The sequence below is a fragment of the Luteimonas dalianensis genome (assembly GCF_049339425.1).
Classification (GTDB): Bacteria; Pseudomonadota; Gammaproteobacteria; order Xanthomonadales; family Xanthomonadaceae; genus Luteimonas; species Luteimonas dalianensis.
In genome coordinates this window covers 392,131-407,640 of sequence record NZ_JBMPPO010000002.1, presented here as the reverse complement: position 1 = coordinate 407,640, position 15,510 = coordinate 392,131, and the positions used below count along the sequence as shown (strand labels likewise).

16 protein-coding genes are annotated in these 15,510 nt (G+C 72.1%); 9 read left to right on the top strand and 7 right to left on the bottom strand.

The features are described from left to right. Window positions 1-58: 58 nt before the first annotated feature. The 3 genes from ACOZ90_RS04085 to ACOZ90_RS04075 form a co-directional block, all read right to left on the bottom strand. Window positions 59-766: a lysophospholipid acyltransferase family protein gene (locus ACOZ90_RS04085; protein WP_422892423.1), complete on the bottom strand. Its 708-nt coding sequence runs from the start codon at window positions 764-766 to the stop codon at window positions 59-61. Window positions 767-907: 141 nt separating this feature from the next. Then, window positions 908-1,591 (bottom strand): COG4648 family protein, encoded by a 684-nt coding sequence (locus ACOZ90_RS04080; RefSeq protein ID WP_422892354.1) that lies wholly within the window; start codon window positions 1,589-1,591, stop codon window positions 908-910. 38 nt (window positions 1,592-1,629) lie between these two features. Beyond that, window positions 1,630-1,896, bottom strand: a complete 267-nt coding sequence (locus ACOZ90_RS04075; protein ID WP_422892353.1) for a phosphopantetheine-binding protein — start codon at window positions 1,894-1,896, stop codon at window positions 1,630-1,632. A 106-nt stretch (window positions 1,897-2,002) separates the two neighbouring features. Here ACOZ90_RS04075 and ACOZ90_RS04070 point away from each other — a divergent pair, with 106 nt between their 5' ends. From ACOZ90_RS04070 to aroE, 4 genes are all read left to right on the top strand, one after another. Then, window positions 2,003-3,361, top strand: coding sequence for an NAD(P)/FAD-dependent oxidoreductase (locus ACOZ90_RS04070; RefSeq protein ID WP_422892352.1), 1,359 nt, complete (start codon window positions 2,003-2,005; stop codon window positions 3,359-3,361). Further along, window positions 3,358-4,377 carry a chorismate transformation FkbO/Hyg5 family protein gene (locus tag ACOZ90_RS04065; RefSeq protein ID WP_422892351.1) on the top strand — a complete coding sequence of 340 codons (1,020 nt, stop codon included), beginning with the start codon at window positions 3,358-3,360 and terminating at the stop codon, window positions 4,375-4,377. Before ACOZ90_RS04070 ends, ACOZ90_RS04065 begins: the two co-directional genes overlap by 4 nt. A gap of 77 nt (window positions 4,378-4,454) precedes the next feature. After that, a complete protein-coding gene (gene hemB / locus ACOZ90_RS04060) occupies window positions 4,455-5,447 on the top strand; it encodes a porphobilinogen synthase (RefSeq protein WP_422892350.1) in 993 nt (330 codons plus the stop codon). A gap of 76 nt (window positions 5,448-5,523) precedes the next feature. Then, window positions 5,524-6,384, top strand: a complete 861-nt coding sequence (gene aroE, locus ACOZ90_RS04055) for a shikimate dehydrogenase (protein WP_422892349.1) — start codon at window positions 5,524-5,526, stop codon at window positions 6,382-6,384. Between the two features lie 7 nt (window positions 6,385-6,391). Here the strand turns inward: aroE and ACOZ90_RS04050 are convergent, their stop codons facing one another. Beyond that, window positions 6,392-6,937: a gamma carbonic anhydrase family protein gene (locus ACOZ90_RS04050; protein ID WP_422892348.1), complete on the bottom strand. Its 546-nt coding sequence runs from the start codon at window positions 6,935-6,937 to the stop codon at window positions 6,392-6,394. A 264-nt stretch (window positions 6,938-7,201) separates the two neighbouring features. Here ACOZ90_RS04050 and ACOZ90_RS04045 point away from each other — a divergent pair, with 264 nt between their 5' ends. Together ACOZ90_RS04045 and xth are read left to right on the top strand one after the other, a co-directional pair. Continuing rightward, window positions 7,202-8,578 (top strand): coniferyl aldehyde dehydrogenase, encoded by a 1,377-nt coding sequence (locus ACOZ90_RS04045; protein ID WP_422892347.1) that lies wholly within the window; start codon window positions 7,202-7,204, stop codon window positions 8,576-8,578. Window positions 8,579-8,642: 64 nt separating this feature from the next. Continuing rightward, the gene (xth, locus tag ACOZ90_RS04040) at window positions 8,643-9,413 is read left to right on the top strand and encodes an exodeoxyribonuclease III (RefSeq protein WP_422892346.1); all 771 of its coding nucleotides are present in this window, start codon (window positions 8,643-8,645) and stop codon (window positions 9,411-9,413) included. A gap of 3 nt (window positions 9,414-9,416) precedes the next feature. On the opposite strand, the gene ACOZ90_RS04035 is transcribed toward xth, so the two are convergent. Further along, window positions 9,417-10,802, bottom strand: a complete 1,386-nt coding sequence (locus ACOZ90_RS04035; RefSeq protein WP_422892345.1) for an FAD-binding oxidoreductase — start codon at window positions 10,800-10,802, stop codon at window positions 9,417-9,419. 67 nt (window positions 10,803-10,869) lie between these two features. Here ACOZ90_RS04035 and serA point away from each other — a divergent pair, with 67 nt between their 5' ends. Continuing rightward, complete coding sequence (serA, locus tag ACOZ90_RS04030; RefSeq protein WP_422892344.1) at window positions 10,870-12,111, top strand: phosphoglycerate dehydrogenase; 1,242 nt, start codon at window positions 10,870-10,872, stop codon at window positions 12,109-12,111. Window positions 12,112-12,141: 30 nt separating this feature from the next. On the opposite strand, the gene ACOZ90_RS04025 is transcribed toward serA, so the two are convergent. Both ACOZ90_RS04025 and ACOZ90_RS04020 read right to left on the bottom strand, forming a co-directional pair. Next, entirely contained in the window at window positions 12,142-12,411 is a 270-nt protein-coding gene (locus tag ACOZ90_RS04025; protein ID WP_422892343.1) for a GlsB/YeaQ/YmgE family stress response membrane protein, read from the bottom strand. A gap of 69 nt (window positions 12,412-12,480) precedes the next feature. Then, window positions 12,481-13,875 (bottom strand): AMP-binding protein, encoded by a 1,395-nt coding sequence (locus ACOZ90_RS04020; RefSeq protein ID WP_422892342.1) that lies wholly within the window; start codon window positions 13,873-13,875, stop codon window positions 12,481-12,483. Between the two features lie 88 nt (window positions 13,876-13,963). On the opposite strand from ACOZ90_RS04020, the gene ACOZ90_RS04015 reads away from it, so the two are divergent. Together ACOZ90_RS04015 and rsmG are read left to right on the top strand one after the other, a co-directional pair. Then, complete coding sequence (locus tag ACOZ90_RS04015) at window positions 13,964-14,554, top strand: 4'-phosphopantetheinyl transferase family protein (protein ID WP_422892341.1); 591 nt, start codon at window positions 13,964-13,966, stop codon at window positions 14,552-14,554. A gap of 221 nt (window positions 14,555-14,775) precedes the next feature. After that, window positions 14,776-15,417 (top strand): 16S rRNA (guanine(527)-N(7))-methyltransferase RsmG, encoded by a 642-nt coding sequence (gene rsmG / locus ACOZ90_RS04010; protein ID WP_422892340.1) that lies wholly within the window; start codon window positions 14,776-14,778, stop codon window positions 15,415-15,417. Window positions 15,418-15,510: the final 93 nt, after the last annotated feature.

The window sequence follows — 15,510 nt, the reverse complement described above, 5'->3', positions numbered from 1 at the left end:
TCGGGATCCCCGGTCACCGCGGAAGGATACCCAATGCAGCGGCGCCGATGCGCCCGGTTCAGCCGCCGCGCTCGCGCAGCAGCGCTTCCACCGCGGCCTGGGCGCGGGCGGCGAGTGCCTGGCGGGACAGCGGCTGCCCATCCGCTTCCAGCGCCAGCGGATCGCCGAAGCGCACCCGCATCGGGCCCGGCGTGACCCTGAACAGGCCCTCGGGCGGCAGCACCGCGCCGGTTCCCTCCAGCGCCACCGGGATCACCTGCGCGCCCGCCGCGATCGCGGTCTGGAACGCGCCGGGCTTGAACTGGCCCAGCGTGCCGTCGCGGCTGCGGGTGCCCTCGGGGAAGATGCACAGCACCGCGCCCGAGCGCACCAGCTCGGCCGAGCGCTGCAGGCTGGCGGTGGCGGCGCGGCGGTCGTCGCGCGGGATGAACACCATTCCCATCGCCTTCGCGTACCAGTTCACGAACGGCATCCGGGTCATTTCCTGCTTGAGCAGGAAGTGCAGCGGCACCGGCACCGCCCGGAACAGCACCGCGATGTCGATCACCGACTGGTGGTTGGCGACCAGCACGTAGGGTTTCGACCAGTCCACCCGCCCGCTGCCTTCCACCGCCAGCGGGCCGGCGAAGGCCAGCAGCCCGCGCGCCCACAGCCACGAAGCCATGCGCAGCGGCACCCGCCTGCGGCCGCCGCCGAGCACGTAAACGACCAGCGCGACGGTGATGCAGGCCGGAGTCCAGACCAGGGTCCAGGCCAGCTGCAGCATGTTCAGCGCGCGCTGGCCCCAACGCCTGGGCAGCGAACGCTGGAAGGGAACGGTGTCGATGTGCTGGCCCACTGGCTGTCCATGGCGGCGATGACTGGCAGGGGCATGATGCCCCAGCCCCGGCGACAAATGGAACGCCGCTCAGCGCAGCTGGTCGCGCCAGAACGCCGGCCCCAGCCCGCCCAGCTGCCGCAGGAACCCGGCGAAACTGTGGTACCGCCCCGGGAAGCGCAGCTTGCGCAGCTGGAACTCCACCACGAAGAAGCCGGCGATGATGCCGTAGTTGAACAGGTTGGCGAACCACGACCACTGGGTGCGGGTGATGGTCACCGGTGCCTGCACGCCGAGTTCGGCCAGCAGGCCGTCGGGGCTGGCGATCATGGCCAGCAGCAGGTTGACCGCGCCCAGCGCCAGCAGCAGCACCGCCCAGGCCAGGGTCAGCCCGCGGGTGTAGCGGGCCAGCTCCGGCTCCATCCTCGCGACCGGCACCTCGTCGAGCACGGTCACGATGCGGGTGATCAGCGGCAGCCGCCCCGGCCGCAGGGTGCGCCCGAACATCCACGCCACCAGGCCGATGAACGCCACCGGCACCAGCAGCAGCGGCAGCGGCGCGTGGCCGGCCCGGTACAGCGCCCAGCAGCCGGCGGCCAGCAGCGGCAGCACCAGCCAGGCCCAGGCGCGGCGCGCGGCCATCGGCGACGCGAGCATGAGCAGCACCAGCGCCAGCAGCGCCGCCAGCGCCAGCGCGTGACTGTCGCGGGCGCTGGACAGGTGCGCGAGCACGCCGTAGCCCACCGCCAGGGCGATCTCGACGGCCAGGATCACAGGGCTGTGGGATTGGGGGGCGGCGGGCCCGGCCGCGTTCAACCGGCGCGGTTCTGTTCGATATGCGCCGACAGCGCCCGCAGCGAGGCGAAGATGCGCAGGTTTTCCTCGTTGTCCGAGCGCAGCTGGAAGCCGTAGCGCTTGCTGATCGCCAGCGACAGCTCCAGCGCGTCGATCGAATCCAGCCCGAGCCCGGAGTTGAACAGGGGCGCCTCCGGGTCGATCCCGTCCGGCTCCACGTCTTCCAGGTTCAGGCTTTCGACCAGCAGTTCGGCCAGTTCGCGCTCGGCGGGGGTCTGCGACATGGTGTGCTTCCGTCTGTCATGAATGGGTGGCGCCCGGGCGCCGCGCTATGATGCGCGCCCGGAATAATGGCATGGGCCGGATCAGACGGCGAGCGACTGCGCAGGAATGGTGAAGCAGAACGAAGGCACCGTGGACGGCCCGCAGGCGCTGGCGCCGGACGTGCTGGTGATCGGCGGCGGGCCGGCGGGCAGCACCGCCGCCACCCTGCTCGCACGCCGTGGCTGGCAGGTGCTGATGCTGGAAAAGGATCGCCACCCGCGCTTCCACATCGGCGAGTCGCTGCTGCCGATGAACCTGCCGATCCTGGAACGGCTGGGGGTGCTGGAGCAGGTGCGCGCGATCGGCGTGCGCAAGGCGGGCGCGGACTTCACCGTGGCCGGCTCGGACACCGAGACCCACGTGTTCCGCTTCACCCGGGGCCTGGGCCTGCCGTGCGACCACGCCTTCCAGGTGCGGCGCTCGGAGTTCGACCAGATGCTGTTCGAACACGCCCGCGGCAGCGGCGTGGACGCGCGCGACGGGGTGCGGGTGAAGGCGATCGAATTCGGCGCCGACGGCCGGCCGTCGCAGGTACAGGCCGCTGCCGCCGATGGCACGGCCATCACCGTGCGCCCGCGCTACGTGGTCGATGCCAGCGGCCGCGACACCTTCCTGGGCGCCAAGCTCAAGCTCAAGCGCAAGAGCCGGAAACACCAGTCGGCGGCCATCTTCAGCCATTTCCGCGGGGTGGAGCGCCGGCCCGGCGAGGACGCGGGCAACGTCACCGTGGATCGCTTCGAACACGGCTGGTACTGGCTGATCCCGCTGCGCGACGACGTGATGAGCGTGGGCGCGGTGTGCTCGCCGGAGTACCTCAAGCAGCGCCGCTGCGACAACGAGACCTTCCTGATGCAGACCCTCAATGCGCGCGGCTCGGTGGCGCGGCGCATGCAGGGCGCGCAGCGGGTGGGGCCGGTGCATGCCACCGGGAACTACTCCTACGGCTGCACGCGCATGTGCGGGCCGGGCTGGGTGATGGCCGGCGACGCCTATGCGTTCATCGATCCGGTGTTCTCCTCGGGCGTGTATCTGGCGATGCTCGGCGCCGAGCAGGCCACCAACGTGGTCGACGGCGCGCTGCGCGAGCCGGCGCACGAGGCGGCGCTGCAGAAGGCGATGGAGAAGCGTTTCCGGCGCGGGCTCAGGCATTTTTCGTGGTTCATCCACCGCTTCACCACGCCGGTGATGCAGCGGATCTTCTCGGCCCCGCGCAACGACCTGCAGATCCAGCAGGCGATTGTCTCGATGCTGGCGGGGGACGTGTTCGACAACCGGGCCGTGATCTGGCGGCTTTACCTGTTCCGGGCGCTGTATGCGCTCAACGCGGTGGCGATCGCGCCGCAGGCGCTGGCCGGCTGGCGCGAGCGCCGCCGGCGGGTGCGTTCGGACTTCAGCGGCGACACCCTTCAGGAGGGAAGTTCTTGAGCGCAGTGCAGTTGAATGACACGGGCCGCGCGCAGCTGCGGGTGGACTACGTGCACGGCGTGGAGCCGGCAAGCCTGCTGGTGCAGGACGACGTGCTGGCGGTCTTCGGCTTCGGCCCCGATGCGCCGCGCTGCGACGACCCGCGCTACCTGCGGGTGCCGCTGCAGCCGCACGCGGCCGCGCCGCTGGAAGTGTGGCGCACCAACGGCAAGGTGGAGCACGGGCGCACGCCTGCGTCCGCCGAAACCGACGGCGGCATCGCCTGGGCCAGCGACGGGCGGCTGTCGTTCGGGGTGATCGAGGTGGACGAGGCCGGGATCGGCATCGTCGAGGCGGCCCGGCACGGCTACCGGGCGCTGACCGCGCACGTGGGTGGCAGCCGGACGCCGGAACTGCTGCGGATCTGGAACTACCTGGACGCGATCACCCTGGGCGACGGCGACGCCGAGCGCTACCGCCAGTTCTGCCTCGGCCGCGCGGCCGGGCTGGGCGAGTTCGATACCGGGCGCCTGCCGGCGGCGACCGCGATCGGCCGCTGCGACGACGACCGGGTGATCCAGCTGTACTGGCTGTCGGCGCGCGAGCCCGGCACGCCGGTGGAGAACCCGCGCCAGGTCAGCGCCTACCGCTACCCGCGCGAGTACGGCCCGCAGGCGCCCAGCTTCGCCCGGGCGATGCTGCCGGCCGACGGCGCCGACATGCCGCTGCTGCTGTCGGGCACGGCGGCGGTGGTGGGGCACGCGTCCAGGCACGACGGCGAGCTGCTGGCGCAGCTGGCGGAGACCTTCGCCAACTTCGACGCGCTGCTGGAAGAGGCCCGGCGCAGCCGGCCGGGCCTGCCGGCGCGGTTCGGCGCCGGCACCCGGCTCAAGGTCTACGTGCGCGACCGCGACGACCTGCCGCTGGTGGCGCGCGCGCTGGACGAACGCTTCGGCGACCGCGTCCCGCGCATCCTCCTGCACGCCGCCATCTGCCGCCGCGAGCTGGCCGTGGAGATCGACGGCGTCCACGCCTGACTCCCTGCTCCACCACCTCCGGTTCCACCGCCTCCTACGGGGGGACGGGGTTGCGGGGGCGGCGTAAAATGGGCCGCATGAGCAGACTTCCGATCCGACCGCGGCGGCTGCGCCGCGACGACTTCTCGCGCCGGCTGGTGCGCGAGCACGTGCTGACCGCCAACGACCTGATCTGGCCGGTGTTCGTCCACGAACCCGACGGCCGCGAGCCGGTGCCGTCGATGCCGGGCGTGGAGCGGGTGTCGGTGGACGAACTGCTGCGCCTGGGCGAACAGGCCTGCGAGCTGCGGATCCCGGCGCTGGCGCTGTTCCCCGTGACCGCGCCGGACGCCAAGTCGCTCGACGCCGCCGCGGCCTGGGCTGCGGACGGACTGGCCCAGCGCGCGGTGCGCGCGCTCAAGGCACGCTTCCCCGAACTGGGGGTGATCACCGACGTCGCCCTGGATCCCTACACCGCCCATGGCCAGGACGGCCTGCTGGACGACACCGGCTACGTGCTCAACGACGAGACGGTGGACGCGCTGGTGCGCCAGGCGCTCTCGCACGCGGAGGCCGGCGCCGACGTGGTCGCGCCCAGCGACATGATGGACGGGCGCATCGGCGCCATCCGCGACGCGCTGGAGGACGCCGGCCACATCCAAACCCGGATCATGGCCTACTCGGCCAAGTACGCCAGCGCCTTCTACGGCCCGTTCCGCGACGCGGTCGGCTCGGCCGCGGCGCTGGGCAAGGCCGACAAGACCACCTACCAGATGGATCCGGCCAATTCGGACGAGGCGCTGCGCGAGGTGGAGCTGGATCTGTCCGAAGGCGCGGACATGGTGATGGTCAAGCCGGGGCTGCCGTACCTGGACGTGATCCGACGGGTGAAGGACAGCTTCGGCGTGCCCACCTTCGCCTACCAGGTCAGCGGCGAGTACGCGATGCTCAAGGCCGCGGCCGCCAACGGCTGGCTGGACGAACGCGCCTGCGCGCTGGAGGCGCTGGTGGCGTTCAAGCGCGCTGGCGCGGACGGCGTGCTCACCTACTTCGCCCCCGACGCCGCCCGCTGGCTGCGCGAAGACGCCTGAGCGGGGACGGCGCCTGCGGCGCCCCGCACCCGTGCGGCGGGAGTATGCTGGGATCGTCAGTGCAGGGAGGTTCGCCATGAGTGCCAGTCCCGACGCCGTCGCCCGCTATGCGCTGTTCGGCCACCCGGTGGCCCACACGCTGTCGCCGGCGATCCACGCCGCCTTCGCCCGCGATCGCGGCATCCGCATGCGCTACGACGCGATCGACGCGCTGCCCGAGCAGTTCCCCGAACTCCTGTCGCGCTTTGCCGAGGACCGCGGCGCGGGTGCCAACGTCACCCTGCCCCTGAAACAGCAGGCGGCGGCGCTGTGCGACGAGCTGGGCGACCACGCCCGCCGGGCCGGTTCGGTCAACACCCTGGTGCGGCGCGACGGCGGCTGGCTGGGCCTGTGCACCGACGGCCGCGGCCTGGTGCGCGACCTGACCGAGCGCAACGGCCTGGATCTGCGCGGGCGCCGGGTGCTGCTGATCGGCGCCGGCGGCGCGGCGCGCGGCGTGGCCCCGGCGCTGCTGGACGCGGGCATCGGCGACCTGTACGTGGTCAACCGCACCCCCGAGCACGCCGACGCGCTGGCCGACGCGATGGGCCAGCCGGGGCGGGTGCACCCGCGCTATTTCGACGACCTGGGCAAGCTGGGCGAGTTCAGCCTCGTCATCCAGGCCACCTCGGCCGCGCGCGGCGCCGGCCTGCCGCCGCTGCCGATGGGGCTGGTGGGCAACCGCTGCGCCTGCGTGGATCTGAACTACGGCGAGGTGGCGATTCCGTTCCTGGCCTGGGCCCGCGCCTCGCGCGCCGACCACGTGATCGACGGGCTGGGGATGCTGGTCGAACAGGCCGCCGAGAGCTTCAACTACTGGCACGGCGTGCGCCCGGACACCGACCCGGTCTACGCCAGCCTGCGCGAACGCCAGGCGACCCTGGTCACCGCCGACTGAGGCGCCCTCAGGCGCCGGCGAAACCGGTGAGGTATTCGTCCTTCAGGCGTACGTAGTGGCCGGCGCTGTAGATCAGGCCTTCGATCTCGGCGTCGCTGAGCTTGCGCACCCGGCGCGCCGGGCTGCCGACCCACAGCTCGCCCTCGCCCACGGTCTTGCCCGGCGCCACCAGCGCGCCGGCGCCGACGAAGGCGTGCTTGCCAATCACCGCGCCGTCCATCACCAGCGCGCCCATGCCGATCAGGGCGCCGTCGCCGATGGAGCAGGCGTGGACGACGGCCTTGTGGCCGACGGTGACGTCCTCGCCGACGATGGTCGGGTAGCCGTCCAGGCGGGTGTGCGGGCCGGCATGGCTGACGTGGATCACGCTGCCGTCCTGGATGTTGGTGCGCGCGCCGATGCGCACGTGGTTGACGTCGCCGCGCACGACGGTGCCGGGCCAGATCGACACGTCGTCGGCCAGGGTGACGTCGCCGATGACGACCGCGGCGGGATCGATGTAGACGCGCTCGCCGAGCGCCGGGAGCTTGTCCCGATAGGGTCTGATGTTCATGGGTTGGAGGATATCCGGTAGGCGCCTGGCATGCGCGCGAAGTGGCGTGAGAGCGATTGTTTTGCACGGGGGGGGGGGGGGGAAGGCCATTGCGGAACACGCGGGAAACCCTTCAGTGGGGTTTTGTCTGCGCCGTCCATGGCGCAGACAGTCCCGCACTGGCCTGCCCCACCCGCCCCCGGCCTTTGCGGCGATCGCGGTGGTTCCGGGCGTCACGCGGCCTCGAAGGCATGGGGCGCTAGTTCAAGTAGCTAGACTGTCGGGATGGATGAGCTGCGGACGACGCTGGAGCGGTTGCGCGAGGCCTGGCACGCGAACAGGCCCGGACGCGCGCAGCGGCTGGACGACCTTGCGCGGCTGCGCGCGGCGTTCAAGCCGCGGCTGGAAGAGATGGCGGCGGCGATCTCGGCCGACTTCGGCCACCGCTCGGTGCACGAATCGCTGCTGGCCGACGGCATGACCGTGCTGAACGAGATCGACCGCCTGCGCCGCGAACTGCCCGGCTGGATGAAACCGCGCCGGGTCGGCGCCGGCTGGCGGCTGTGGCCGGCGCGGGCCGAGATCCGGCACGTTGCGGTGGGCGTGGTGGGCGTGATCTCGCCGTGGAACTACCCGGTCAACCTGGCCCTGATCCCGCTGGCCACCGCGATCGCCGCCGGCAACCACGCCTTCCTCAAGCCGTCCGAACACACGCCGCGCACCTCGCAGTTCCTGGCCGGGCTGCTGGGCGAGGTGTTCCCCGCCGACCGGGTCGCGGTCGCCCTGGGCGATGCCGAAGTCGGCGCGGCGTTCGCGGCGCTGCCCTTCGACCACCTGGTGTTCACCGGCTCCACGGCGGTGGGGCGCAAGGTGATGGCGGCGGCGGCGGACAACCTGACCCCGCTGACGCTGGAGCTGGGCGGCAAGTCGCCGGCGATCGTGTGCGCGGATTATCCGGTCGAACGCGCGGCGGCGCGGCTGGCCACGGGCAAGTGGTTCAACGCGGGCCAGACCTGCATCGCACCGGACTACGTGCTGGTGGATGCCGGCCGCCGCGACGCGCTGATCGAGGCGCTGCGGCGCGAGACGGCGGCGCGCTACGCCAGCGACCCGGCGCAGGACTTCACCCGCATCATCAGCAAGGCGCAGTTCGAGCGCCTGCAGGACTGCGTGGACGATGCGCGCCAACGCGGCCTGGACGTGCAGCAGCTGGCCCGGGTGCAGGGCGAGCGCGCGTTCCCGCCCACGGTGGTGGTGCAGCCCGGTGACGACGCCGAGGTGATGCGCCAGGAGATCTTCGGCCCGGTGCTGCCGGTGATCGGCTACGCGACGCTGGAGGAGGCCATCGGCCGGGTGGCCGCCGGTGACCGGCCGCTGGCGCTGTATCCCTTCAGCCACGACCAAACGACGGTGGATCGGATCCTGCACCACTGCCTGGCCGGCGGGGTCACCGTCAACGACGCCCTGCTCCACTTCACAGCCGGCGCTCTTCCGTTCGGCGGCATCGGCGCCAGCGGCATGGGCGCCTACCACGGCCGCGCCGGCTTCGACGCCATGACCAAGGCGCTGCCGATCCTGTGGCAGGCCCACCGCGCGGCCAGCGACCGGCTCAAACCGCCGTATTCGAAGATCGACCGGCTGGTGCGGATGCTGCTGCGCTGAGCGCGCGGCGCACCGGGCGGCCGCGTTGCCTAGAATGGCCGCGCACGCCGCAATGGATCACCGCATGAAAATCGCCTCCTGGAACGTCAACTCCCTCAACGTGCGCCTGCCGCACCTGCAGCGCTGGCTCGGCGAGTTCGTGCCGGACGTGGTGGGGCTGCAGGAGACCAAGCTGGAGGACGGGCGTTTTCCCGCCGAGGCGCTGGACGAGCTGGATTATCGCAACGTCTTCCACGGCCAGAAGACCTACAACGGGGTGGCGATCCTGGCGCGCGGGCGGGAGATTTCCGACGTACAGATGGGTATCCCGGGCTTCGAGGACGACCAGAAGCGGGTGATCGCGGCGACCGTGGACGGGGTGCGCATCGTCAACCTGTACGTGGTCAACGGCCAGGACGTGGGCACCGACAAGTACGCCTACAAGCTGCGCTGGCTGGAGGCGGTGCACGGCTGGATCGCCAGCGAGCTGCAGGCGCATCCGCAGATGGTGGTGATGGGCGACTTCAACATCGCGCCCGACGACCGCGACGTGCACGATCCGGAGGTCTGGAACGAAGGCCACATCCTCACCTCCACCCCGGAGCGGGCCGCGCTGCAGGGTCTGCTCGACCTGGGCCTGCACGACGCCTTCCGCCTGCACACCGACGAGGGCGGGATCTTCAGCTGGTGGGACTACCGGCAGGCGGCGTTCCGGCGCGGGCTGGGGCTGCGGATCGACCTGACCCTGGTGTCGGACGCGCTCAAGGATCGCGCGGTGGCCTCGGGCATCGACCGCGAGCCGCGCACCTGGGAGCGGCCCAGCGACCACGCGCCGGCGTGGGTGCAGCTGGGCTAGACCTCAGTCGAAGACCTTGCCCGGGTTCATGATCCCGTTGGGGTCGAAGGCACGGCGGATCGCGCGCATCAGCGCCACCTCGGCATCGCTGCGGGTGCTGCCCAGGTAGGGTTTCTTCAGCAGCCCCACCCCGTGCTCGGCGGAGATGCTGCCGCCGTGGCGATGCAGCAGCCCGGCCAGCAGCTCGGTGACGTGGCCGCACTGGCGCAGGAACTCGTCGTCGTCGCTGCCCTCGGGCTGGAGCACGTTGATGTGCAGGTTGCCATCGCCGATGTGGCCGAACCAGACCACGTCGAAATCCGGATAGGCCTCGCCCAGCAGCGCCCGGGCCTCGGCCAGGAACGCCGGCATCGCCGCCACCCGCACCGAGACGTCGTTCTTGTACGGCCGCCAGCGCGCGGTGGCCTCGGTGATGCCCTCGCGCAGCCGCCACAGCCGATCGGCCTGCTCGCGGCTGTTGGCGATGACGCCGTCGAGCACCCAGCCGCGCTCCATCGCCTCTTCGAACACCGCCAGCCCGGCGGCGTCCTGCGCCTCGTCGGCGGCGTCGTATTCGGCCAACAGGTACCACGGGTGCACCGCATCGAAGGGGTTGGCGCCGCCGTGCGCGAGCACGTGCTCCAGGCCGCGGTCGGTGAGGAATTCGAACGCCTGCAGTCCCAGCTTCGCGCGGAACAGGGCGAACACATCCATCAGCACCTCGAACGTGGGCACCGCCAGCAGCAGGGTCTGCGCCGGCGGCGCCGGGTCGGCGAGCCTGAGCGTGGCTTCGACCACGATGCCCAGCGTGCCCTCCGAGCCGATGGCCAGCTGGCGCAAGTCGTAGCCGCTGGCGTCCTTGACCAGGCTGCGGCCCAGCTCCAGCAGCGCGCCGCTGCCGGTCACCAGCTTCAGCCCGGCGACCTGGTCGCGGGTGTTGCCGTGGCGGATCACGCGGATGCCGCCGGCGTTGGTGGCCACGTTGCCGCCGATGGTGCACGAGCCGCGCGAGCCGAAATCCACCGGATACTCCAGCCCGTGTCCGCGCGCGGCGTCCTGCACCGCCTGCAGCACGGCGCCGGCCTGCACGGTGAGGGTGCGGTCGACGGGGTCGAAGCCCAGCACCCGGTTCATGCGCTCCAGGCTCACTACCAGCTCGCCGCCGGCCGCCACCGCGCCGCCCGACAGCCCGGTGCGTCCGCCCGAGGGCACCAGCGCTACCCGCTCGCCATTGGCCCAGCGCACCAGCGCCTGCACCTGTTCCACCGTGTCAGGCAGGGCGATGGCCAGCGGCGCCGGCGGCCAGCGCCGCGTCCAGTCGCGGCCGTAGTGTTCCAGGTCGGCCGGGTCGGTTTTCAGCTGCAGGCCGGGGACGGCCTGGCGCAGGGATTGGAGGCGGGGATCGTTCATGGCGATGTTGCGGCGCAGCGACGGCCCCAGCATAGTGCATGAACCCTCCGCTTCCCGCCCCCGTGACATGGCTGAAACCAGGACTTCCTTTCCCAAGCAGGACATCCGGGTACTGCTCCTGGAAGGCGTCAGCCAGAGCGCCGTGGACGCGTTCGGCCAGGCCGGCTACAGCCTGGTGGACTGCCGGGAAAAGTCGCTCACCGGCGCGGCCCTGCACGAAGCCATCGCCGATGCCCACCTGGTGGGCATCCGCTCGCGCACCCGGCTGGACGCCGAGGCGCTGTCGCACGCGCGCCGGCTGATCGCGGTGGGCTGCTTCTGCATCGGCACCAACCAGGTCGACCTGGAGGCCGCCCAGCTGGCCGGCGTGCCGGTGTTCAACGCGCCCTATTCCAACACCCGCAGCGTGGCCGAACTGGTGATCGCCGAGGCGGTGATGCTGCTGCGCGGGGTGCCGCGGCGCAACGCCGAGTGCCATCGCGGCGGCTGGTCGAAGAACGCCGCCGGCAGCCACGAGGCGCGCGGCAAGACCCTGGGCATCGTCGGCTACGGCCACATCGGCACCCAGGCCGGCCTGCTGGCCGAGGCGCTGGGCATGCAGGTGCTGTTCCACGACATCGAAACCAAGCTGGCGCTGGGCAACGCGCGCGCGGCGGCCAGCCTGGAAGACCTGCTGGCACGCAGCGACGTGGTGAGCCTGCACGTGCCCGAGACCGCCGGCACCCGCAACCTGATTGGCGCCGAACAGATCGCGCTGATGCGCCCGGGCACGCACCTGGTCAACGCCTCGCGCGGCACGGTGGTGGACGTGGAGGCGCTGGCCGCCGCGCTGCGCCGGGGCCACCTGGGCGGCGCCGCGGTGGACGTGTTCCCGGTCGAGCCCAAGGGCCAGGACGAGGCTTTTGAATCGCCGCTGTGCGGCATCGACAACGTGCTGCTGACCCCGCACGTGGGCGGCAGCACGCTGGAGGCGCAGGACAACATCGGGGTGGAGGTGGCGGCCAAGCTGATCCGCTACAGCGACAACGGCTCGACCCTGTCGGCGGTCAACTTCCCCGAGGTGGCGCTGCCCGGCCACGACGGCAGCCGCCGGATCCTGCACATCCACCGCAACGTACCCGGCGTGCTGTCGCGCACGAACGAGCTGTTCGGCGAGCGCGGCATCAACATCGACGGCCAGTACCTGCGCACCGATGCGAAGGTGGGCTACGTGGTGATCGACGTCACCGCCAGCGAAGATCAGGCGGCGCAGCTGCGCGCCGCGCTGGCGGAAATCCCGGGCACGATCCGCACCCGGGTGCTGTACTGACGCAGGACGGGCCGGGGCCCGCCCCGGGGCTCAGCGCACCGAGCCGCGGCGGAACAGGTTGACGATCGCCAGCAGGATGATCGCGCCGATCAGCGAGACGATGAAGCTCATCACCGAGATCTGGCCGCTGTTGATGGAAGGCGCGCCCAGCAGCGGGCCGATCAGCCAGCCGCCGATGAAGGCGCCGACGATGCCGACCACCACGTTGAGGATGATGCCCTGCTGTGCGTTGGTGCGCATGACGATGCTGGCCAGCCAGCCCACGATGCCGCCGACGATCAGCCAGATGATGATGCCCATTGCGTGTTCTCCTTGAACGGCCCCCCTGCGGAGCGCGGCCAGTCTTGCCCGTTCAGCGTGATAGGCGCGTCAGCGCTGCGCGGGCCGGTCGGCCAGCAGCCGCAGCAGCTCGCTGCGTGGCAGCTTGCCGGTCTCGTTGCGCGGCAGCGCCGGCACCAGCCGCAGGCGGCGCGGCAGGAACACCGGGTCGACCTGGCCGCGCAGGGCCTGCAGGATCGTCTCCTCGTCCAGCCCCGGGGCCACCGCGACCGCCACGATCCGCCGGATCCCGGCGGCGTCACGCTCTTCCAGCTGCAGCACCGCTCCGTCCTGCACCCCGGGCACGGCAAGCAGGCAGCGGGTGAGGTCGCCGAGCGAGGCGCGCTTGCCGGCGATTTCCAGCAGATCGGCCTGGCGGCCGCGCAGGATGAAGCGGCCGGCGTCGTCCAGCTCCACCAGGTCGGCCAGCGCCACCGGCCCGGCCAGGTGCGGGGCGGTGACCAGCGTCCCGTCCGGGCGCGGCTGCACCTGCACGCCTGCAAACGGCGTCCAGGCCTGCTCGATGGCGGTTCGGCGCGAGGCGATGATGCAGGTTTCGGTGGAGCCGAAGAACTCGCGCACCGGCGCGCCGGACAGCGCCTCCGCGGCCGCCGCCAGCTCGACCGGCAGCGGCGCGGTGGCGGTGACGATCGCGCGCAGCGGCGGCAGCGGCGTGGCCGATTCAACCAGCGTGCGCAGGTGCACCGGCGTGGTGACCAGCACCCGGTTGCCGGGCAGCGCGGCCAGCGCATCGGCAATGTCGGCGGCGAAGAACGGCCGCCCGGCGTGCACCGACGTCCCGCCCAGCAGCGGCAGCAGCACCGACATCTCCATGCCGTACATGTGCTGCGGCGGCACCGTGGCCACCACGTGCGCCTGCTCGCCGCGCGGCCACAGGCCGGCCAGCGCCTCCAGGTTCTGGCGGGTGCTGCGGGCAAACGAGCCCCAGGTCTTGGCGTTCGCCGACGGCGTGCCGGTACTGCCGGAGGTGAAGCCGATCGCCGCGACCGCGTCGGCCGCCAGCTGCGGCGGCGGGCCGTCCAGGCGCGGCAGCGGTTCGGGCAGGCGCAGGTAGTGGTTGAGCCCGTCCATGCCGGCATCGCAGCCGCAGTCGTCGACGTCGCCGATGCAGTAGCTGTCGGGGAACTGGCCGCGCACCAGGTCGATGGCCGCACGGGTGCGCGAGGGCGGCATCAGGGTGGACTGGCCGCGCAGGGCGACGGCGCAGAACGCGACCAGGTAGTGGTAGCGATCCTGGCACAGGTTCACCGCGTGGCCGGCCTCGGGCAGCAGCTGCGCCAGCGCGCGCACCTGGGACAGGAACGTGGCCGCGCTGACCGCCTCGCCGCCGACGAAGGCCAGGATGCGGGCGGGATCGCCGGCGGCCAGCGGCACGCGGCCCTCGTCCGGGTTCGCCTGCAATGGATCGTGGACGACTGCCGACATGTCTATGCTGGGGCCTGACGCCTTTGTATTCCGCCAAAGGGCCGATAGCTTACGCTGCCGCCCCCCGATCCAGCCAAATTCCGGCTTCATGTCCCTGACCGCAGGCCAGCTTGAATTCGACCGCGTGCGCTGCGCCTGGCGCCCGTACCGCCGCGGCGAGCCGGCCGAGCCGCGGGTGCGCGCGTGGCTGCAGTCGGAGCTGCCGGTTCCGGCCGCAGGCCTGGAACTGGCCCGCGACCGCTACGGCCGGCCGCGCCTGGGCCCGGCCCACGCCGGCCACGACACCAGCTGGAGCCACAGCGGCGAAGGCCTGCTGATGGCGCTGGGCGAGGGCGTGCGCCTGGGCTGCGACCTGGAATGGGCGCGCCCGCGCCCGCGCGTGCTGGAGCTGGCCCGGCGCTACTTCACCCCGGGCGAAGCCGAGTGGCTGGCCGGGCTGTCCGGCGCGGCGCGCGAGACGACGTTCGTGCGTATCTGGTGCGCCAAGGAGGCGATGCTCAAGGCCCACGGCCGCGGCCTGGTGTTCGGGCTGCACCGGCTGGAATTCGCCGAACGCGACGGCGTGCTGGCGCTGGTGGACTGCGATCCCGCGCTGGGGAAGCCGGAGGACTGGTCGCTATACGCCTTCGAACCCGCCCCCAACTACCTGGCCACATTCGCCTGGCACCCCCTCGGGTAGGAGCGAGCCATGCGCAGGCATGTCACCGCGAAGCCGAGGGTCCGGTGGGCCGGGAGCCCTCGGCGGGACTGCCTGCGCCATGGATGGCGCGGACAAGCCCCCATGGATGGGTTCACGGCGTGTCCCGCCGAGGGCTCCCGGCCCATCGGACCGCCCGCGAATTCACCCCACGGGAACCGTCACGCGGCTTCGCGCGCATGGCGCGCTCCTACAATGGGGGGATGAACGAACCTGCCGACGAACAAGTGCGCGGGCGGCTGGAGGCGGGCCTGCAGGCGCTGGGCCTGGACGCCGCGCTGGCGCCGCCGCTGCTGGAATACCTGGCGCTGCTGGTGCGCTGGAACCGCACCTACAACCTGACCGCGGTGCGCGAGCCGGGCGAGATGGTGGTGCGCCACCTGCTCGACTCGCTGGCGGTGGTGCCGCACGTGCGCGGCATCGGCACGCTGGCCGACCTGGGCACCGGGCCGGGCCTGCCCGGCATCCCGCTGGCGATCGCCCTACCGCAGCTGCAGGTGGCGCTGGTGGAGTCCAACGGCAAGAAGGCGCGCTTCCTGCGCCAGGCGGTGCGCACGCTGGGCCTGGACAACGCCAGCGTGCACGAGTGCCGGGCCGAGGAACTGGATCGGCCCGGTGAATTCGACGCCATCACCGCGCGCGCGCTGGCCACCCTGGCCGACATCATCGCCTTCGGCGGCCACCTGCCGCGCCCCGGCGGCCGGCTGCTGGCGCTCAAGGGCGTGCGCCCGGACGACGAGATCGCCGCCCTGCCCGACGGCTGGCGGCTGCTCGACGTCCACCCCCTGCACGTGCCCGGCCTGGACGCCGAGCGCCACCTGGTGGCGGTGCAAGCCCCCGGCTGAGGCCGCACGCGCCGCCGGACGGGCTTTCGCCCCGGTGGCATCCGGGCATAATGGCCAGCCGGCCCGCGGTCTCCCGCCGGCCGTCCACACACC